Below are 20,035 nucleotides of genomic sequence, written 5' to 3' on the forward strand. Positions count from 1 at the left end.
AACGGACGACACGGTCCTCCCTACCGAACTCACCGCATAGCCTCAAAACGAGATCGCCGAGTGGCCGTCGATACACCACTCCAGCGGACGTGACCAACTCGGGACAGGCGGGCTCCGCCCGGCGGTCAGACGGAGCAGCGATGGCTGCGCATCACCCGCCGGGCAGCGATCGCACACCGCCCACCGTTACCGGTGCCCGGCTGCGCAATCGTCGACATGGTTGCGCAGCGACTGCGCAACGCTGTGCCTGCGGTGGTCGTGTCTGTGGCCGGCGTTGCGGGGCTGGTGGTCGGGTGGTGCGCATGGCTGTGCGGGCGGTGTGGGGGTGTGCAATCGCTGCGCGGTAGCCGCTGCGCAGCGATTGCGCAGTGGTGCCTACGGCTGCCGGACCTGGGTCCACGGGACGTGCCGGTCGGGGTCATGGATGGGCCGCCACACGCGTGCGGAGGGGGCCGCGCTGGAGCAAGTCGAGCAAGGGCACGGCCAGGACGCGAACGTGGCGCAGGAAGCCGGACAGCGCCAGTTCGGAGACGGCCGCGCGCAGGGCCCGGATACGCGTCTCGATGCCGGCGGGACCGGTACCGTCCAGGACGAACAGCAGCCGCGGGAACAGCGGATAGCGGCGCCTCCAGTCCTCTTCTGGAAACTGCCGCGGGAAGGCAGCATCCTCTCCGCCGCGGCGTAGCCTCCGCCGCCACAACGTCGTCGGCGCACTTCGGCGGAGGCGCGAACCGGTCCGGCTCCGGACCCGCCTGGCGCGGATGCACGCACGCCGGAGTCCCTCGGCGGTGTACCGGTAGCCGCCCCGGGGTCTGAACGGGCACTCCCAGGACGGCCGGTCGTAGACCACGAACAGCTGGGCGAATTCCAGGCCGGTGGGCCGGGCCTCCGGAGCTTCTGCGCGTTGGCCTAACGAGGGTACGCTTCCGAGCTGAACTCGTGTCGACCGCCGTCACGTCGGAGGCCATGGTCGTGCCAGGCCGCACGCTTCTTCGGGGGGCTCGCGTGCTGACTGCTTCACTTGTGGTCCGGCGCCGACGCCGTGCCCTGCAGACCGCTCGCTCGCGGATACGGCACGACCTGGCTGGCTTCGACAGCCTGGGGTTGTCGCCGTCGGCAGTGCATCGCCGCGTTGTGCTTGTGGGCAGTCTTCTTACACCTTGTGCACGCGGTGGTCTCCGGCTGGTCCCCGCGGCAGCGGCCTCCTGACCTGTCCTTCCCGGCGGTTGCTTTCCAACTGGCGTTCCTGGCTGTGCTTTTCTCCTACGTGCAGGCGCGGGAACGCCGCGTCGCCAGGCTGCACCCTGGCGACGCGACAGCGATGTCCCTGCTGGCACTTCTCACACACCTGCACCGCGATCGACAGTCATGGTTCTCCGCGCCGGTGATCCGCAGCCGGTGCCGAGAGCTCCTGGACGTGGCGCTGCTGGTCCAGAGCGACCTTGCCTGCCCGGGGCGGTCGGCTTCCTGGCGGTTGCGTGCCCAGCTGCGTGACGAGGGCCTGCGCATCGCCGAGGTGTTTCGTGCGGTCGAGGTGCGACTGGCCGGGGTCAGCGGCGCGGATGCGGTGGATGACGTCATCCGCGAGCTGGCGGCGGGCCTCGCGCTCGTTCTGGAGGGTGATCGCGCTGCCTTGCTGTCAGCGGCACCCCCTGCGGCGTCGCTCAGGGCGCGGATCGGAGCGAGGACGCGGGCGATGGCTCCGGGGCTCGTGCTGATAACCGCTGGCTGCGTGGCGTTGGTGCTTCCACTGAAGGGGGATTCCCACACCACAGCCATGCAGAGTGGGGCGTATCTCGTGATCCTCGGCCTCGTGATGCTCGCTACCACCAGCACCGAGGTCTACTCCCGTGTGGCCGAAGCCTTCGCACGTACTGTGCATTGGAGACAGTGATCCACACATCCCCGATGGCGCGCACGAGCTGCGGCACCGTGAGATCCGCTGGCTGCAGGACCACGGCATGCAGGTGCACTGCTCGTGGGAGCCCTTGACGCTGACGTCAGAAACTCGGGCGCATCCCCGACGGCGCGGCGGTCACAAGGTCCTCGGCCGGGCGTCCGGCAGCCCGAACAAGGACCGCCGCAACGGTGCCGGATACGCCTGCCTGCACAGCCGGAGGTTTCAGCTCCTGGTCCGTGCACGCCGGGCTGGGCCGGGGCTGCGGTAGACGTAGCGTGGGGGGTCGGTGGACGGGGATTCCGCGGGCGGCGCCTCCGCCAGGGCGCGTACGAGGGCGTGGTCGGGGGAGAGCGCGCAGGCGGGGTCGGTGCGGGCGGCGTCACCGGTGAGCGCGTGGGCCTGACAGCGGCAGCCGCCGAAGTCCGTCTCCCGGCGCGGGCAGCCGCCGCAGGGTCCGCTCATCCACTTGGTGCCGCGGTAGCGGTTGAAGGCCGGGGAGCGGGTCCAGATCCACTCAAGGGACCGGTCCCGCACGTTCGGCACGTCCGGGCCCAGCAGGTCCCCGGACGCGGGGCACGGCAGGACGCTGCCGTCCGGGGCGACGGTCAGGGACACCGCTCCCCAGCCTCCCATGCACGGCTTCGGCACGCCGTCGAAGTAGTCCGGCACCACCCACACCAGCTCGGTGGTGCCCGCCAGTTGTTCCCGCCTGCGCTCCACCGTCTCCCGGGCGCGGGAGAGCTGGTCGCGGGTCGGCAGCAGTGTGGTGCGGTTGCGCAGCGCCCATCCGTAGAACTGGACGTTGGCCAGTTCGATCCGCTCCGCACCCCAGGCCACACCGAGGTTCACGAGCTGGTCGACCGCGTGGAGGTTGTCGCGGTGCAGGACGACGTTGAGGCCCAACGGCAGCCCTGCGGCGCGTACCACTGCGGCGGCCCGTTCTTTGGCCGCGAAGGACCGCCGCCCGGCGATCCGGTCCGAGGCCGCCGGATCCGCGTGCTGCACCGACAACTGGACGCTGCGCAGCCCGGCCGACGTGAGTGAGGACATCCTCGCCGTGCTCAACCCGACGCCACTGGTGACCAGTTGGGTGTAGATCCCGGCCGACTCGGCCGCGGCGACGATGGACGTCAGGTCGGGACGCAGCAGGGGCTCGCCGCCGGACAGATGGGTGTGGACGACGCCGAGTTCCGCTGCCTGCCGCAGCACGTCCGACCATTCCTCGGTGGACAGTTCGCGGGAACGGCGGGTCAGTTCCAGCGGGTTGGAGCAGTAGGGACAGTGCAGCGGGCAGGCGTGGGTGAGTTCGGCGAGCAGGGCCCAGGGAGGGGGAGGGCTGGTCATCGCAGCCAGCCCTCCTCGCGTACCCGGTTGAGGAACCGGGGCACCTCGTCCGCCACGGGGGCGCCGGGAAAGCGCTCCGTCAGCTCGTCGACGATCTCGCCGACCTGCCGGTGGCCGTCGCACAGCCGCAGGACGTCCGCCGCCCGGCCACTGAGGACCACCACCCGCTCCGGCAGGACCAACAGGTCCGTCCGGCGGAACCGGTCGCGGCGAAGAACGACCGAGCGCGCCAGTGTCGGCCGCCACCCGGTCACGGCCGCTCCTTGCCGTCGGCGTGGTCGATCGCGTCGAGCAGCGACCACAGTACGTCGCACTTGTAGGCGAGGGCGGCCACCGCTCGTTCCTGGTCGGCCTCGGTGCGTGCCCAGTCCAGTACGAGTCCGAGGGCCTCCCCGCTGTCCTGGCGGCCCTGGGTCTCACGGGCTCGGAAGTACGCGAGCCCGTCGGCGTCGATCCACCGGTAGTGGCGTTCGAACGCGGCGATCCGCGTGCGCATGATGCCCGGGGCGGACAGTTCGGTGAGCGACGCCGCGACGGCCTCCAGCGGAGAGCGGAGCCGGCAGAAGTTGACATATCCGTCCACCGCCAGCCGTACGCCGGGCAGTACCCCCTCGCCGGACAGCAGTTCGGACCGGTCGAGCCCCGCGGACTCGCCCAGCCTCAGCCACCGCTCGATACCGCCTTCTCCCTCGGTCCGGCCGTCGTGGTCCTCGATCCGCCGCAGCCACATGCGGCGGAGCCGCGAGCTGTCCAGTTTGGCCAGGACGAGGGCGTCCTTGACGGGGATGTGCCGCTGGTAGTGGAACCGGTTGAGGATCCAGCGACGCACCTCGTCGGGCGTCAACTCCCCCTTGTGCATGCGTACGTTGAAGGGATGGCGGTCGTGGTAACGGTCACGGGCCTCGGCCCTCAGCCGGTCCTCGAACGCCGTTGCGGTACTGGTGCCGATGCCTGTGCTCACAGTTGGATCACCATTCCGTCGCCGGCCACCTCGATGCCCCGTTCCGCCAGCCGCTTGTATTGCGGCGCGCCCGGATCGACGAGGGGATTGGTGTTGTTCAGGTGGGTGTAGAGACAGCGGGCGCCGAGCGGCGCCAGACGCTCCGCCGTGCCGTCCGGCCCGTCGATCGGGAGATGCCCCATGCCCGTTGCGGTGCGTGTGGAGATGCCCGTATGCCGAGGTTCCTCGTCGTCCCAGAACGTGCCGTCGACGATCACACAGTCGGCTTCGGCGACCGCGGACTGCAGGGCGTCCGGCCAGGCCGCCAGCGCGGGGGCGTAGACGGCGGTCGCCCCGGTGACGCGGTCGGTGAGCAGTAGCGCCACGACCCATGGAACCACGGACCCCGTGGACCCTCCCACGGGGTCCGCTCCGGGGCCGACCGAGTCGACCGCGTAGCGGGGGCGTTTGGCGGAGATCGGGATCGCCCTGATGGTGATGGCGGAGTTCGGGGAGCCCTTGGGCTCCCTCGAGCCCGAGATGAGGGGTTCGGCGCGATCGAGGGGAAAGTCCCGCCAGGTGAGTGGGGTGTACGGGCCGATGACGGCCTCCAGGCGCAGCCCGGAGGTGAGGGCGTCGCGCACGGGACCGGTGGTGAGCAACTCCAGGCCGTCGGCACCGGCTTCGCGGAGCCGGGCGATGCCGAGGGTGTGGTCGAGTTCCGCGTCGGTCAGGACCAGCCCGGCGATCGGGGTCCGCCGCGAACCGGGACCGGGATGCAGGGCCGGGCAGTCCTCGATCTGGTCGCCGATGTCGGGGGTGGCGTTGATGAGATACCAGCGGTCCTCGGACGCCTGTACGGCGAGTGAGGCGTGGCGGCGGCGCCAGTGCGGGTGTGCGCGTGCCCCGGAGCAGCCGGGGCACGCGCAGTTCCACTGGGGCACGCCACCGCCCGCCGCGGTGCCGAGCACCTGCAGCAGCACGGCGGCGGGCTAACGGCTACTCAAGGAGTACGCGGTGACCTCCAGCGCGGTATCGACGACCACGTAACCGGGGGTCTGCCAGGTCCCTGCTTCTTCCTCGCGGGGCTGCGCCTGGGATTCCACCGCCTGCTGTGCGGATTCGGTCATGAGCCGTACCTGCCTTCCGACGTGGGGGACCGGTGTGCCTGACGGCCGAGTGTTGTGCTCTGTTGCAGAATCGCCAGCCGCAGCCTTCCGGGTCAATGGGTCAGCAGAAAAGTGCTCCGATCTCTCCCTGGCTGGAAATGAACACCTCAAGGACAATCATGATTGGATCCATGGTCATAACCGCTGCTGAGAGGCTGGAAAACGCAGAGGTTGACTGCGAGGGTATGAACCTTCGACTTCATCTCTCCTCGACCCTCCATTGCATACCTCCTACCTCCCGGGGATGCAAGCTGATGCACCATCTGTTTTGATGTACTGGCCACGGGATTCCCGACACCTCCCACGCGAGGAGCTCGCCCATGCGCCGATTCCGAACCATCACATCGGCCGCAACGGCGGCGGCACTGACCGCCGGCCTGCTCGGCCGGCACCTCGAACGCCACAGCCCGGAGCGACGGAGGAACCGGCAGCGGCATCGACTCCGTCCCCTCGGCCATCCGCACGGTCTCGTCCGGCTGGACCGTTCTCTGGGGCCTGAGCTGGCTGCCCGACGGATCGGCACTGATCACCGAACGGGACACCGAGGTGTCCGGCGCCGACAGCGCACCGCTGCAACTGTGGCCGTACGCGGGCGGCCAGAACCAGCAGCGGCTCCCCGTGAAGGAAGCCGCCGGACGCTACCACTTCACCGCCCGCCACAGCGGCATGTGCCTGACCGCGGCGTCCACCGCCACGAACTGTACGCAGCTCACCCAGCGCACGTGCGACGGCTCGGCCGCACAGAGCTTCACGGCGACCGCCGCCTGACCCGACGCCGCGCCGGGCGCCGGGCGCGGTGGCGGGGGAGCGCCGTACTCGGGGTAAATGCTGGAGGTGCCAGGTGGCCTGCACCGGATGAGGGACGCGGGCCTCCTGGCGCTGTCGGCGGCGGCGAGGGGAAGGACCGGTCGGTATGGCACGGACGCGTGCGGAGGCGAGCAGCAGGCATCCCCGGCACGAACGCAGGGGCGAGGTACGGCTGCCCGCGGTCGTCGCGACGCTCACCGCGATCGCCCTGTACCTGTTCCTGCCGGAGCAGCTGCTCGTCGCCCCGCGCTACGTGCTGCCCGCCCTGGAGTGCCTGCTGCTCGTCCCGCTGGTCGCGATCAACCCCAGGCGCCTGACCCGGCAGACCAAGACGTTCCGGGTGCTGTCCCTCACCCTCGTGGGCATCATCGCCGTCAGCAACCTGGTGGCGCTCGTCATCCTGGTCCACGAGCTGGTCTACGCCGGGGTGAAGGACGGCCGGTCCTTGCTGGTGGCGGCGCTGCAGGTGTGGCTGACCAACATCATCGTCTTCGGCCTGGCCTACTGGGAGCTGGACCGCGGCGGCCCGGTCAGCCGTACCCAGCTGCCCCGCTCGGCCCTGCCGCTGGCGGACTTCCGCTTCTCCCAGGACGAGAACGACGACGCCATCCAGGAAGTGGCCGACGGCGCCAGCGGCACGTCGGACTGGGTCCCCACCCTCGTGGACTACCTCTACGTCTCCGTCACGAACTCCACGGCGTTCAGCCCGACCGACACGATGCCCCTGTCGACCCGCGCGAAGCTGTTGATGAGCATCCAGAGCGTCTCGGCCCTGTTCACCTCTCTCCTGGTGATCGCCCGGGCCGTCAGCATCCTGCACTGACCGCCCGGCCGGCGGGCGGCGAGGGCGCGGCGAGGTGCTACGCCCGGCCCTCGCCGTACAAGCGCACGTAGTCCACCGTCATCGTCGCGGGGGAGGGCGTGGAGCCGTCGGGAGGGCCGGGCCAGTCGCCTCCGACGGCGACGTTGAGCATGAGGTGCAGGTCCTGTTCGAAGACCCAGTCCTGCGGCCGGGACAGCCTCGACGGGGTCAGCGTGAAGTACGGCCTTCCGCCGACGTACCAGGTGACGCGGTGCGGCTGCTTGTCGACGGCGTACACGTGGAAGTCCTGCGAGGCGTCGCCCGGCAGGGCGGTGGAGCCGCCGATCCCGTTCTCGTTGAAATAGGTCGGCCCGTGCGCGGTTCCGTACACCGTGCGCGGCTCCGCGCCGACCACTTCGCAGATGTCGAGCTGCCCCTGCCCGGGCCATTCGACTCCGTTGTCGCCGAGCATCCAGATCGCGGGCAGCAGCCCCGTGCCGGTGGGCAGCTTCACGCGGATCTCCGCCCGTCCGCGGCTGAGCGCGACCTTCCCCTCCGTGGTGAGCCGGGCGGAGGTCCACGGAGACAACTCTCGTGTGTAGCAGGGCAGGTGCGCTTCGGCGGGGCGCGCCGTGCCGTGATCAGGAGGTGTCCCGCGGCGTCGAGGGCGGAGTTGGCCGCGTCGTCCGTGTAGTACTGCAGCTCGTCGTTGTCCCGCCCCGCGGCTTCCCGGTTGCCGGTCTCGGTGTTCCAGGACCCGGCCGACGGACGGGTACCGGCCGCTCCCGTGAACTCGGCGCTCCAGAAGGGTTTCTCCGCGGCGGCAGGGGTCTGTGTGTCGGCGGCCGTGCCGCATCCGCCCAGCCGTACGCCGCGCCAGGACGAGTGCCAGGTGGCGGGGTCGGTTCATCGTGCTTCTCCTGCAAGGTGGGCGGGGGCCGGACATCGGTGTGGCCCACACGGGCACGGGTGCGGCCGCCAGGGATGAGGAGGGCCCCGGCCCGCGGCGGGGCGGACCGATCGGTGACATTCGGGACGGATCCGTAGCAAGCCCGCGGGCAACGCATGCGGCCGCCGACGGGTCGTACAGGGGGCGAGGGCACAAGCCCGCGCATCCGCCTGGGCAACCGGGCACGACCGATGGGGGAGACCATGCAGATCCGCGCCCGAGGCACCCGTACCACCCTGGCCGGCCTGGCCGCGCTGGCGGCCGTGGCCGGTCTCGCCGCAGCCGCCGTCCCGGCCGCCGCGGCTGGCCGGGACGCCTCCGACACACCCCGGTTCCTGGAGCCGGCCGAACTGCCGCCGTACCCGTCCTCGCCCTGGTACGCGGGCCCCGTCACCGCCGGGCAGCCCGACCCGCTGCCGATGTGCGTGGGCGAGGCGCTGCCGTCCATCACCTCGCACCGCGAGTACTGGACGGAGTACGACACCAACGCCCAGCAGCTCACGGTCGAGGGGCGCAGCGAGCAGTGGTCGAAGGAGTTCGCCGCCCTGCTGCGCAAGGACCTCGCCGGCTGCGCGAAGACGCTGATGGGGCAGGACCCCGACATCACGGCGACGCAGAAGTCCTACGGCCACCTGAACGTGGAGGAGGGCGCCGACGTCTACGGCATCCACACGGCCTTCGCCCAGGGTTCCTCCGACATCAACCTGTTCTCGGTCGGCCGCGACGGCGCCACCGTCACGGTCGTCCGCTGGGGCCGGATGGGCACCTTCAAGGATGCACAGGTGGCGGACTTCAAGGCCACGACCGTAACGGCGGTGAACAAGCTGTACTGACCGGCTCAGCGCCCTGGGGGTCGGCCGTCGGGGCCGCCGACTAACGAGCTCGTGCACGGTAGACCGTGAGACGTCGAGGACGTCGGCGGACTCGGTGTTCACATCTGCCGTGCCGAGGTCAGGTCTGCGTTCTGCTGATGGGACAGCAGTCCGGCGACGGCTTGGACGGTGTGACTCATGTGCTCGCGGTGTCCAAGGTGGCGGGCAGAAAAAAAGGGGCCCCAGCCGGCGAACTGGCCGACCATGCCATCGGCCGGTCCCGGGGCGGACTGACCACGAAGATCCACCTCGCTGCCGACGGCCGCTGCCGGCCCCTCGCGTTCGTACTCACCGCCGGACAGGCCGGTGATGCACCCGCCTTCACTGACGTCATGGCCCGCCCGCGCGTTCCCCGACGACACGGTCGTCCGCGCACCAGACCGGACGTGGTCCTGGCGGACAAGGCCTATTCGTCCCGCGCGATCCGCGACCACCCGCGCAAGCGCGGCATCCGGGCGGTGATCCCGGTCCCGGCGGACCAGCGTGGCCACCGACAGCGACGGAGCAGCCGGGGCGGCAGGCCACCAGCCTTCGACCGCGAGACGTACAAGCAGCGCAACACCGTTGAGCGGTGCATCAACCGCCTCAAGCAGTGGCGAAGCATCGCGACCCGCTACGAGAAGACCGCAACCATCTACCTGGCCGCACTCCACATCGCCGGGATCTTCCTCTGGTCCGCCCGGTGATCCAAACGAAACTGCCTAGCCGCCCGGCGGCGCGGTGCACTCGGCCGTGGGCGGGTGGCCGGTCGGCCACGAGAGGGCGACGAAGCGGATGCTGCGCGTGACGGGGTCCAGGCGCACCACGGAAACCGCCTTGTCGTACGGGTTGCCGTGGTTGTCCAGGCAGATCCAGCCACTGGCGCCGTCGATCCTGTTGGGCCCGTGCAGCCGGAGCCAGACGTTGCGGATGTCGTCCGTCGAGGGCAGTGCGGTGCCCCGTACCGCCCTCTCGCGGATCGCGGTGATCGCGGTCCAGGCCGAGTCGTAGCTGATGATGGTGCGGGAGTCGGTCAGGTCCACGGGGCCCACCGGGCCGATGGGCGCGTGGGTGCCGCGCTTCGCCAGGTCACTGAGGATGTGGTAGGCGGCGGGTGAGCCGCCGGTCGCGGGGACGTCCGGACCGGTCCAGGCGTCGGGGTGGGCGGTGGCGGAGAACTCCAGGGTGACGCCGTGGCGCAGGGTGTTCCAGTCGAACTGACTGTCCCACGCGAGGGCGTTGGCCGCCGGCCCGGAGATGACGGTGAAGTCGCGTGTGCTACACCCGCGGTGGCCGAGTTCGTTGAGGAACTGGCGCAGTTGGACGGGGCGCCCGGCGAAGTAGATGTCCTTGGCCGACGAGTCGCAGATGGTGGAGATCATCTGGCGGAAGTCGTTGGAGGTCCCGCCGGGGGAGTCCACGTCGGCCGGGGATCGGAACTGCTCGGGGGCCAGCGGCGCGCCCCTGGTCCGCGCTTCGAAGAATTTCCGCAGGGTGACGATGTAGTTGTCGTCGTCTCGCAGGTCCTCCACCACCAGGGTCTGGTGCGCGGGTACTCCGTGGTCGAAGTGGGTCAGGGCGTTGATCTGGTCGCTGTTGCTCGGGTTCACCCTGACCAGCCCGTTGAAGGCGGCGGGGTTCTGTTCGGTGTTGGCGATGTCGTCGGCGGTGATCGGCCCGCCCACCACCGGGATCTTCTTCTTGTTGGTCAGGTAGTCGATGGTCTTCTGGGTGCTGCGCACGCTGATGTCGAAGCCGAAGACGACGCGCAGATTGTCCTGTGGTGAGGCCGCCATCGCCGCCAGCTGGTCGGCGACCGGCCGCCAGTGGGCACTGTTGCGCCCTGGGTTGGCCAGCTCCAGGCGGATGGCTGGTGTCTGGGAGTTGGACTCGTGGTTGGCGCGGTACTGGGAGAAGTAGGCACCCTGCACCTCGCGCAGTAGCTCCAACCTGCCGGCCTCGGTCGGCAGGTCCATCGGGACCATCAGGGCGATGGTGACGTGGGGTGTGGACCCGATGGAGTCGTTCTCCGCCTTGATGCGGGCGAAGACCTCGTCCAGCTGCGGGCCGAAGCTCACGCTACCATCGGTGACGCCGGTGCACGTCCGCTCGCCGTCGCGTTTCCGCACCCCCGGTCCGCAGGACGGGTCGGGCGTCAGTACCACCACCGCTCCCCACACGGCGGCGGCCAGCGCGGCCACGGTGACAGCGAGGAGCAGGAACCGGGTGAGTGGTCCCAGACGGCGGATCCTCATGCGCCGATCCTTTCCGGCAGTGGCAGGTCAGGAGCTTGCACACCGGTCCGCAACTGTGCGGGCCACTGACGGCCGGCCCGGTGGAAGGCGTCGGAGGTGTGGTGTTCGTCGAGGGTACGCAGTGCGGACTCCACCTTGTCGATGTGGTCGTCGCACGGCACGGTGAGCGGGTCGGACTGCAGCCAAAGGGACTTGAGCAGCCGGTCGACGGCGCGGTGGACGAGCTGGGCCCGGACCGGTTCGCCCGCCGCGCATCCGGCGCACGGCGTGTCCGGCGACCAGTACCCGGCGGGGGCCGTGAAGCCCCTCGGGGGATGCGGTGCGGCGCATACGATGTTGAGGGCCGCCATCCAGTCGTTGGGTGTGCTGTGTTCGAGGCCGTGGTGGAGACCGTGCACGACCGGCTCGACCAGGCCCAGGGCGAGCGTGTGGTGCAGGTACGCGACGGGGATGCCGTTCTCGCTGCCGTCTGGTGGCGAGCTCTGCGTCCGGTGGCCTGTCCGCAGCAGCAGCTGGATCCGCTCCCAGCGCTCCGCAGCGGAGGCGGTACGCAGCCGGTGGAGCAGCAGCAGGCGCAGCGCCCGGTCGGCAACGAAGGGCGGGGCGTCACCGCTGCCCGGCCAGGGCACTGGCGTCCAGCGCGCCCCGTCGAGCTCTTCCATCGCCTGGTGGACCCGCACCGCCGCACTGTCGTCGGGGTGGAAGGCCTCCCACAGACGGCGGGCGGCGGCCTCGTCGAGTGCGGCGGAGAAGAGGGTGAGGCGGGCCCGCAGGTCGGGATCGGGCAGCAACTGCTCCAGCAGACGGTTCACGGGGGGTGCCGTATCTTCCGGCCAGGCCCCGTCGAGCAGTTCCTCGCCCAGGGCCGCGCCGTCGGACCGCAGTCCGTCGACGACCACGTCCGCCAGCGTACGGGCGCAACCCGCCCGGCCTCCGCTCAGGCGGTCGACCAGCAGTGGGGTGTGCGGCGGGTAGTCGACGCCGCCGAGCATGCGCTTGATGTCCGTACGGTCCACCCGCGGGATGCCGAAGCGCACCAGTCGGCCCACCGGCCGGTCCGAGGCCGGGCGCCAGCTCGCGGCGTCCCGCAGCTGTGGGTGTGCGGCCGCGTTCCCGAGACTGGTGGTGATCAGAACGGGGCGTACGACGCGCCGAACGGTTTCGAACTCCTGCAGAAGGGGGGTGAGCAGCCGTGAGCCGAGTGCGGTGTGCACGTTGTCGAGCAGGATCAGCGGGTACGGCCACCCGTTCCGGCCGAGCAGCGCCCCGTAGTGCACCGCGATGTCCTCCAGGAAGGCGGCGATGAGGAGGGCTTCCGCGCCGGTGCGGCTGTCGTCCTGCCGCCGGAAGTCGCGTACGAAGGTGAACAGCCGCTGCAGGCTGTCCCCCTGGGCGCTCGGCAGCTGCTCCCGCCACCAGCTAAGCGCGCCCCGGTTCGTCCGAAAGGGAAGAAATTCGTCCGCCGCGGTGGTGAGGATGTTCTGCACCAGGCCGTCGAATTGTGCGAACTGGGGGAGGAACGCGGGAAAGGCGGGCATCAGGGCGGTCATCCACCGCTTGACCTGGTCCTTGGTCTTCTTCTGGTCGGGGGTCTCCTGAGTGACGATCTCCCTGAGGCGTCCTACGGCGTCGCGTAGTTCGGCCGGCTGGACCGGGTCGTCCGGCGCCTCGGCTGTGGCGCCGGGACGCCAGGTGGTCACCACGAGCAGGCCCACGGAGAGCCGGGGGAAGCGGAGCGCCCTCATGGGCTGCTTGGCTCTGAGACTCAGTTTGTGCAGCAGCAGGTACAGGAGGTTGGTGACCGGCGAGGCGTTGGGGCGCTCCTCCGTGAGGGCCGCCAGCCCTGCCTCGCCGAAGTCGGGGGCGGCCAGGTCCGCGTAAGCCATCGGCAACTCGTTGGCGTACTGCTCGGACAGCGCCTGGAGCATGGCCGTCTTGCCGAGGCCCTTGCCGCCGACCAGCTGCACCACGGGCTTGGCATGGGAGAAATCCGGTCTGAGCCGGCGCTGCTGGTTGACCAGGCGGGGCACCAGCCCGTCGAGCAGAGGCTCCCCACCGTAGAGTCGCCTGGCCATGGCTCGTACCGTCCCCCTCCAACGCCGCGGCACCGGAGGCAAAGGTTAGACAGGTCACCGGGCTGACCGGGCTGTCAGCGCGAAGTCGTCGCGAGAAATGCAAATTCAGATCGATTATTCGTGAAATAGATCAATATGTGATCGATCGCGCATCGCCATCGGTCGCCCCCCCTGGGGGGCATGCGTACGACGCCGTCCGCCCCCAGGGGGCCCCGCCGCGGCAGGACAGTGGCCCGCACCCGGGGCAGTGGGGCGGGCCTGCACGTGCCGCTGGGGTTGGGAGGGTGGTGGCTAAGCCGCGGGCCGCCGCGTCATGAGCGAGGTCCCCCAAGAAGAGGGCCACCTCGCGGACGAGGAGGTCCGCGACGTGACGGCGGAACTCGTCGTTGTGGGATCGGTGGTCGTAGCCGTCGTGGTAGCCGTCGGCGTACCGGTCGGGGGCGTCGAAGAGTTCGGCCTGGCCGATGAGCGAGTTGTCCCGGTCGTCGCGTACGTTGCCGCGCATCCCGTTGGAGGAGGCGCGGGAGTAGTCGAGGTGGGTGCAGCGGGGTACACGGCCTCCACCAGCCTGCGGTTCGGCGGCCGTTCCGATTTGCACCCCGGACTTCGGGCGGGGAGCCCCACGCTTGATGGCAGTTGCGCCAGAGGTTCCAGAGGGGGACGACTCGTGATCGAACTCGGAAGCGTCATCAAGGACCTGCGCTCGGAGTTGCAGGCCGCGATCGAGGAGGGCAAGGACGAGAACCTTCGCTTCGAGCTCGGGCCGATCGAGCTCGAGGTTTCAGTCGCTGTGGAACGGTCGGACAGCGGTGGGGGCAAGGTCCGTTTCTGGGTGGTCGATCTGGGGGGCGAGCGCAGGAAGGATGCGTCGAACACCCAGAGGATCAAGCTCTCCCTTACCCCGAGACTGGCCGGAACTCACCAGGCACCGCAGATCTCGGGCTATGCGGGAGCCGACGAGGAGTAACCCGTCTGCCGGGCCGTCCCTGCGACGGTGGCAGTTGATCAACGCCGGTCAAGAATGAGTGTCCTGCTCGAGTGAACGCTGGTGGATCCAGACACGCACTCTGGCCAGGTTCCGGCGCTCCGAGCGGCTCCACCCGGGAGGAAGCGCCGCTCGCCGAGCCAGGCGGCCGAGCGGGCCGCCGCGTCAAAGTCGAGGGCGAAGCGCTGCTGCTCGCCCACCCGCTCGTCGAGCCGCGTGAGCGCCGGCGTCGAGCCGGTGCTGGCGCCGAGCGTCGCTCCAGACCCGGACAGGACCCACACGCTCGAGTTAGGGCCGAGCAGCAGGCTGGCGTTCGCCTCGAATCCGCCGCCGACCGCCCGCAGCGCGCCGTCGTGCCACCTCACCACCGCCGGCCCACACAGCACCCACGCCGAGCCGTCCGCCGGCACCACCGCATCACCGTGCACGCAGGGCAGGGGAAGCCGCCACATGGTCCCGCCCCGCTGCAGGTCTACTTCCACGACACCCGCCTCGGTGGTGATCAGCGCGCGCTCGGCGGACTCCCAGGCCATCCCGGACGGCCGCGCGGACCAGAACTCGCCCGTCAGGACTACAGACAGGTCGACGCCTGCCGGCGTCCGGGACGGCACACTCGACGTCCCGGACGGGCGGGCCGCCAGGGCCAGCGCCGGGGCAGGCTCCGAGGGTTCTCGCAGCAGGAGCTCGTGCGGTGGTCGCGGCGGTCGAAAGGCCGCGCGAATCAAGGCGGTGAGCGGAAGGAGGTCGCAGACCTCCGCCTCGAGGTGGTCCCGGTCCAGGAGGACGCCCTGCGCGCGCAGGACGGCGCTCACGTCGTCGCCGAGCTCTTGCTCTGCGGCCCTCGCGCAGATCAGAACCCATCGCACCCCCCGGCTCGAGGTCGCGCTCGCGGGCGGTCACCGCAACGCGGGCCGCGGTGACCGCGTCCTCACCCACCGCGGTCGTCACCGTGATCGCGTAATCGCGTCCGGCGAGCTCGAAGAACACGGCTGGCTCGTAGTGCGAGCGGTAGACGAGCGTCGCATTGGGGTCGGTGCGCCGGGTCAGCGCTGCCACCACGTCGACCAGGAGCCGGTGGCGGTCCTGCTCCGGCAGCTCGTCGCTGTGGACCTGGCCGTACTCGGCCAGCAGTTCTCGTACAACCTCAAGGGTGTTTGTCGGCGAGTGTAGCAGAAACGCCCGTGACCCGGTGTTTCATCGGGTTCGGAGACGGTGGGGCGCGTAGTCGGCCTTGGCGGTGCATGGCGGTCGGAAGCGGGTTCTGGCGGTACTGATGCTGACCTGGCGCTGATTTATGTGACGGTCGTCAGGTGCCCCAAGGGGCTCGTACTTGAGCGGGTCGGCGTTCTCGTGTGCGGTGACGATCTTGCGGCAGCGAACGTCGCATCGGTGCGAAGACAGACGGGCCTTAGGCCTGGCCGCCACCCGCCGAACAAGCGAAACGGCATACCTGATCAACGGACGAGCCGCCACGAACGATCGACGCTGACGAGCTCGTGCACGGTAGGCAGGGAGACGTCGCGGATGGCGGCGGGGCTCGGTGTTCACATCGGCCGCGCCGATGTCAGTTCCGCGGTCTGCTGATGGGACAGCAGGCTGGCGACGGCTTGGACGATGTCGCTCATGTGCTCGCGCCGGCCCAGGTGGCGGGCCATCTCCCGCCAGTTCTTCAGGTCTGCGCATCTGTCAACAGCACACCCGGTCCAACGACCGAGTGAGCCAAAAGAACTGCCTAGCGCCTTGATCGCGCCCCTGTCCCGTGAGGCTGACGAGGGGTGGTTGGAGCGGACCATCGCAGAGAACGACCGGTCAAGCATCACCGCTCAGGGTCGTGGGCTGTGCCGCGCCTGGAAGTCCCTGACAGAGGAACGCGGCCGCGGCCCCCGGACCTGGACGACGGCCTGTCGGCCGGCTCGGTCGGCGGGCCGTCTTCGTTCCGGACGAGCCGGGGTCATTCCACCAGGGCGGCGGCTATACGGCGGATCAGGTCGCGGCGCCGCGTCCGATCGGCCATGTCCACGACTGCCAGCACCTCAGAGTTGGCTGCGGCCCACAGCATCGCGACGTGGACGAGCAGGGCGAAAAGGACCTGGGGCTCGAACCGGGTCGAGACCAGGCCCATGGCCTGCGCCTCGGCGATGGCGGCACTCCTGTTTCGCACCTCGGCGATCCCGAGCTCGTTGACCGCGTCGCCGTGTTCCAGCCGCTGCCAGGTGATGATCCGGGGCATGTCCGGGTGCTCGGCGTACAGGTCACTCAGATCGGCCGCGAACCCGGGCAGGTCGTCCGCGTCGAGCGGTACGCCCTCGACGATCTGCTCGACCAGTTCGTTCCATACCGCGTCGAACAGGCCGGCCTTGTTCCCGAAGTAGTGGTAGATCTGCGCCTTGTTGCTCCGTGCGGCGGCCGCGATGCGGTCGACCCGGGCACCGTTCAGCCCGTGCGCGGCGAACTCGGCCCGGCCGGCCGTGATGAGTCTCCGCTTGGTGGCTTCGGCGTCGCGCTCCATGCGTCCAGCTCCTAACTGACCGTTCACTTGACAGGTTCGCTACGGCGCACTCTAATCAACTAACCGTCTAGTTGAATACGGTTGCGGTCGCGCATCTCGGGGGCAGGGGAGGGGACCGGGCTTGGAACCGGGCATGGTGATGGTCGGTCGGGACGGCGAGCGGGCACGGCTGTCCGCGTTCGTACAGGCTTCCGACGGTCAGGCTCTGGTACTCAGGGGTGAGGCGGGCGTCGGTAAGAGCACCCTGCTCGACCTGGCGGCGCAACTCGCGGCACGCGACGGTCACCTGGTGATCCGCGCCACCGGGGTCGAGGCGGAGACCGAGCTGCCCTACGCCGGGCTGCACCAGTTCCTCCACCCGCTGCTCCCGGACGGCGGACAGTCCGGCCGGAGGCAGCCGAACGCCGCCGCCCGAGCGGCGCTCAACGCCGTCTTCAGCCGGATGGACGGCCCGCCGCCGTCCGTCATGGCCCTCGGCATCGCCCTGCTCAACCTTCTGTCGTCGGCGGCTTCGAAGCGGCCGCTGCTGCTCGTCCTCGACGACGGCCAGTGGCTGGACGCCGCCAGTGCCGACGTCTGCGGGTTCGTCGGCCGCCGGTTGTCCGGCAGCCCCGGGGTCAAACTCCTGGTGGCCGTCCGCAGCGACATCCCCTCACGGTTCGACACCGCGGCGCTCCCCGAGGCACCGGTCGACGCGCTCGCGGACGCGGACGCCACGTGCCTGCTGGACCTGCACCACCCGGAGCTGGGCAAGCAGTTGCGCGGGCTCGTGCTGGACCAGGCCCGCGGCAACCCGCTGGCCCTGCTGGAGGTGCCCGCCCACATCGCCTCCCGACCCGGCGAACGGGTCCCGGAGGAGCTTCTCGACCTGCACGGCCTGCCCTTGTCCCGGCGAATCCAGGCGATCTACGCCACCCGCCTCGCCCGCCTCGGCGACACCGTCAGGGCGGAACTGCTGACGGGCGCCCTCGACGGTGCAGCCGCAAGGTCGGGCGACAGCCCCGCCTCGACCGCGCGTTACCGCATGCGCGGCGTCGACGAGGCGGTCGCATGCGGCCTGCTGGTCGTCGAGCCGACCACCGGAAACCTCGTCTTCCGGCACCCGCTCGTGCGGTCGAGTATCGTCCAGCTGGCCACGACGGATCAACGCCGCTCCGCCCACCGGGCGTTGGCGCAGCTACACCAGGAGAGCCCGGAACGGCGCGCCACACACCTGGCGGCCGCCACCGTCGATCCCGACGAGGACGTGGCCGCCGCCCTCGAGGCCGCAGCCCGGTCGGCGATCCGGCGCGGCGGCGCGCGCATGGCCGTGTCCTGGCTGACCCGCGCCGCCGAGCTGAGCGAGAACCGTACCGACCAGTTCAGACGGCTCGGTGACGCGGCGTACGTCGCCGGGCAGGCGGACCGGCTCGGCCAGGCACGCAGCCTCGCGCTGGCCGCGTCCGCGCCCGGCTCGGACGACAATCCCGCCACGGTCCTCGCCAACGCCTACCTGGCGCTCTACCAGAACGGAGACGTGCGGGCCACACACCGTCAGGTCACGGCGGCGGTGGAGCGGCTGCGTGACGGCGGAGCGGACCGGCACGGCCCGCACCGGAACGGCGAGGTACTCGACCGGCTGGTGAGCCTCCTGCTTGCCATCAGCCAGCACACCGGGAGCCGGACAGCGTGGGACCGCACGCACGAGGTCCTCGCCTCGCTCGGCGACCGCGCCACAGAACGGGCGTGGATGTACGCCGGTACCTGGAGCGACGTCGTCCGGCACGGCGCCGGCTGGTCCGAGCCGGTGGAACGGGCCGCGGCGCGCCTGGAGAACCAGGATCCGTGGGACGTCACACGACTGGCCGTGTCGGCCTACCACCTCGACGTCCTGAACCCGCTGCGCCCGCACCTGGAGTGCGTCGTGGACCGTGAACTGGACACCGGTGCCGTGTCCAGTGGCATCGTCATGCTGCACTTGATCATGCTCGACCAGATGGCGCTCGGCCAGTGGGACGCCGCCGAACACACCGGACACCGCGCCCTGGCCCTGGCGACCGAGCCCGGCCACGGACTCTTCGCGCACCAGACACGGGCCTACCTGGCCCAGCTCGCGGCCGTACGTGGCCGGGAGGAGGAGGCACGCGACCTGCAGGCCGTGGTCGATGCGTGGGCCCGCCCGCGCGGCATCGGATTCCTGACCCAGCTCGCGGACGCCATCGGCGCGACCACGGCGCTCAGCGCCGGCGACTACGAGACCGCGTTCCTCTACGCCATCGGCATCACAGCACCAGGAGCGTTCCGGCCCTACACCTACCAGGCGTCGCGCACCCTCCTCGACCTCGTCGAAGCGGCCCTGCACACGGGGCGCGTCGAACAGGCCCGGGCCCACGCGCTGGCCGCGCGGGACACCGGTCTGCCCGACATCTCCCCACGCCTGGCCCTGATCACCTACGGGGCGCTGGCGATGACGGCCGCCGACGGCGGAGAGGCCGCGGACATGTACGCACGTGCCCAGTCCCACCCGGCCGCTGAGCGCTTCCCGTTCGAGCTGGCCCGGATCCGGCTGGCGCACGGGATCCGCGTGCGCCGCGCCCAGGGCGACGCGGCGGCCCGCACGTTCCTCACTCGAGCGGCCGAGACGTTCGACCGGCTGGGTGCCACCGCGTGGGCCGAACGCGCCCGCGCCGAGCTGCGGGCCGCCGGGGTCGCAACCCCTTCAACGTCGACCACCGCGGTGCCACTGACCTGGCAGGAGCGCCGCGTCGCCGAGCTCGCCGCCGGCGGCCTGACGAACAAGGAGATCGGCGAACGGTTACGCCTGTCTCCACGCACGGTCAGCGCCCACCTCTACCGGGCCTTCCCCAAACTGGGCATCACAAAGCGCGCCGCCCTCCGCGACGCCCTGAGCAGAATGGACCACCACCCCGCTGCGCCCTGAACGCAGCCGCCCCGGGCCCGCACCGGCCGCTTCTGACCGGCCGATACAAGCGTCAAACCCCGCCATACGGCGGGGGAGCGTCCCGTAGAGGCTGCCGGGGCGCGGGAGGCGAGCCAGGCCGCGCCGTCTTGGAAATCAACGCACCGCCGCCGGGAGGGGCGGGGCGTCCCACCTCCGAGGACGTTGGGGCCCGTACGTCGGTCGGTTGGTGGCGCCGCAATCACTTGCGGAGTGGGGCTGCCCTCGCCTCTCTCAGGGTTGGAAAAGCGGTTGATCGCCCGAGGCCACGCAGCGTCCGGGCCTGAAGGCCGAGCAGCGGCAGAGTCAGCACCGACGGAAGCCGCGCTGAGGACACCTCCCCACAACCTCCGAGCGCCTGAAGCTCCCGTGGTGCGGGTGGGAAGCCATGCGAAGCCGCCGCTGTAAGCAGCTCGACTAGTACTGCAGCCGCAGTTGCCGTGACCGGCGGTCCGGACTCTCGTTGGACTGTGCATGGGTGGGGACGTCACGATTGACGAGGTGCACCGCT

At 70.5% G+C, this 20,035-nt stretch carries 16 protein-coding genes and 2 pseudogenes; 8 read left to right on the top strand and 10 right to left on the bottom strand.

The window, feature by feature from the left end:
• Positions 1-496 precede the first annotated feature (496 nt).
• Positions 497-685 carry a hypothetical protein gene (locus ACFYZQ_RS39785; RefSeq protein WP_389159130.1) on the top strand — a complete coding sequence of 63 codons (189 nt, stop codon included), beginning with the start codon at positions 497-499 and terminating at the stop codon, positions 683-685.
• A 477-nt stretch (positions 686-1,162) separates the two neighbouring features.
• Complete coding sequence (locus tag ACFYZQ_RS39790) at positions 1,163-1,894, top strand: hypothetical protein (RefSeq protein ID WP_389159132.1); 732 nt, start codon at positions 1,163-1,165, stop codon at positions 1,892-1,894.
• A 228-nt stretch (positions 1,895-2,122) separates the two neighbouring features.
• Here the strand turns inward: ACFYZQ_RS39790 and pqqE are convergent, their stop codons facing one another.
• From pqqE to pqqA, 5 genes are read right to left on the bottom strand one after another with little or no spacing between them, the layout of a single operon-like run.
• Positions 2,123-3,244, bottom strand: coding sequence for a pyrroloquinoline quinone biosynthesis protein PqqE (gene pqqE / locus ACFYZQ_RS39795; RefSeq protein ID WP_389159134.1), 1,122 nt, complete (start codon positions 3,242-3,244; stop codon positions 2,123-2,125).
• Positions 3,241-3,498, bottom strand: a complete 258-nt coding sequence (gene pqqD, locus ACFYZQ_RS39800; protein WP_389159135.1) for a pyrroloquinoline quinone biosynthesis peptide chaperone PqqD — start codon at positions 3,496-3,498, stop codon at positions 3,241-3,243. Before pqqD ends, pqqE begins: the two co-directional genes overlap by 4 nt.
• On the bottom strand, positions 3,495-4,205 hold the full coding sequence (pqqC, locus tag ACFYZQ_RS39805) for a pyrroloquinoline-quinone synthase PqqC (RefSeq protein ID WP_389159137.1): 711 nt from the start codon (positions 4,203-4,205) through the stop codon (positions 3,495-3,497). Before pqqC ends, pqqD begins: the two co-directional genes overlap by 4 nt.
• Positions 4,202-5,167 carry a pyrroloquinoline quinone biosynthesis protein PqqB gene (gene pqqB / locus ACFYZQ_RS39810; protein WP_389159139.1) on the bottom strand — a complete coding sequence of 322 codons (966 nt, stop codon included), beginning with the start codon at positions 5,165-5,167 and terminating at the stop codon, positions 4,202-4,204. The genes pqqC and pqqB overlap by 4 nt, the downstream gene beginning before the upstream one ends.
• A gap of 9 nt (positions 5,168-5,176) precedes the next feature.
• Complete coding sequence (gene pqqA / locus ACFYZQ_RS39815; protein ID WP_389159141.1) at positions 5,177-5,314, bottom strand: pyrroloquinoline quinone precursor peptide PqqA; 138 nt, start codon at positions 5,312-5,314, stop codon at positions 5,177-5,179.
• Positions 5,315-5,908: 594 nt separating this feature from the next.
• Here pqqA and ACFYZQ_RS39820 point away from each other — a divergent pair.
• A pseudogene (locus ACFYZQ_RS39820) lies at positions 5,909-6,121 on the top strand (RICIN domain-containing protein); the annotation flags it as partial.
• Between the two features lie 145 nt (positions 6,122-6,266).
• Positions 6,267-6,983, top strand: a complete 717-nt coding sequence (locus ACFYZQ_RS39825) for a hypothetical protein (protein ID WP_389159142.1) — start codon at positions 6,267-6,269, stop codon at positions 6,981-6,983.
• A gap of 37 nt (positions 6,984-7,020) precedes the next feature.
• Here the strand turns inward: ACFYZQ_RS39825 and ACFYZQ_RS39830 are convergent, their stop codons facing one another.
• Positions 7,021-7,551, bottom strand: a complete 531-nt coding sequence (locus ACFYZQ_RS39830; protein WP_389159143.1) for a family 16 glycosylhydrolase — start codon at positions 7,549-7,551, stop codon at positions 7,021-7,023.
• Positions 7,552-8,102: 551 nt separating this feature from the next.
• Between ACFYZQ_RS39830 and ACFYZQ_RS39835 the strand changes: the two genes are divergently transcribed.
• Positions 8,103-8,744 (top strand): hypothetical protein, encoded by a 642-nt coding sequence (locus ACFYZQ_RS39835; protein WP_389159145.1) that lies wholly within the window; start codon positions 8,103-8,105, stop codon positions 8,742-8,744.
• 206 nt (positions 8,745-8,950) lie between these two features.
• Positions 8,951-9,469 (top strand): annotated as a pseudogene (locus tag ACFYZQ_RS39840) (IS5 family transposase); the annotation flags it as partial.
• Positions 9,470-9,484: 15 nt separating this feature from the next.
• Here the strand turns inward: ACFYZQ_RS39840 and ACFYZQ_RS39845 are convergent.
• Both ACFYZQ_RS39845 and ACFYZQ_RS39850 read right to left on the bottom strand, forming a co-directional pair.
• Positions 9,485-11,017, bottom strand: coding sequence for a hypothetical protein (locus tag ACFYZQ_RS39845; RefSeq protein ID WP_389159147.1), 1,533 nt, complete (start codon positions 11,015-11,017; stop codon positions 9,485-9,487).
• Positions 11,014-13,092, bottom strand: a complete 2,079-nt coding sequence (locus ACFYZQ_RS39850; RefSeq protein ID WP_389159149.1) for a hypothetical protein — start codon at positions 13,090-13,092, stop codon at positions 11,014-11,016. Before ACFYZQ_RS39850 ends, ACFYZQ_RS39845 begins: the two co-directional genes overlap by 4 nt.
• 313 nt (positions 13,093-13,405) lie before the next feature.
• On the opposite strand from ACFYZQ_RS39850, the gene ACFYZQ_RS39855 reads away from it, so the two are divergent.
• Positions 13,406-14,059: a trypco2 family protein gene (locus ACFYZQ_RS39855; RefSeq protein ID WP_389159151.1), complete on the top strand. Its 654-nt coding sequence runs from the start codon at positions 13,406-13,408 to the stop codon at positions 14,057-14,059.
• Positions 14,060-14,097: 38 nt separating this feature from the next.
• Here ACFYZQ_RS39855 and ACFYZQ_RS39860 read toward each other — a convergent pair whose 3' ends face one another.
• Both ACFYZQ_RS39860 and ACFYZQ_RS39865 read right to left on the bottom strand, forming a co-directional pair.
• Positions 14,098-14,889: a hypothetical protein gene (locus tag ACFYZQ_RS39860; RefSeq protein WP_389159153.1), complete on the bottom strand. Its 792-nt coding sequence runs from the start codon at positions 14,887-14,889 to the stop codon at positions 14,098-14,100.
• 1,139 nt (positions 14,890-16,028) lie between these two features.
• Positions 16,029-16,586 carry a TetR family transcriptional regulator gene (locus tag ACFYZQ_RS39865; RefSeq protein WP_389159155.1) on the bottom strand — a complete coding sequence of 186 codons (558 nt, stop codon included), beginning with the start codon at positions 16,584-16,586 and terminating at the stop codon, positions 16,029-16,031.
• A 133-nt stretch (positions 16,587-16,719) separates the two neighbouring features.
• Between ACFYZQ_RS39865 and ACFYZQ_RS39870 the strand changes: the two genes are divergently transcribed.
• Entirely contained in the window at positions 16,720-19,506 is a 2,787-nt protein-coding gene (locus tag ACFYZQ_RS39870; protein WP_389159157.1) for an AAA family ATPase, read from the top strand.
• Positions 19,507-20,035: the final 529 nt, after the last annotated feature.

Source organism: Streptomyces sp. NPDC001843, assembly GCF_042891955.1.
Taxonomy (GTDB): domain Bacteria; phylum Actinomycetota; class Actinomycetes; order Streptomycetales; family Streptomycetaceae; genus Streptomyces.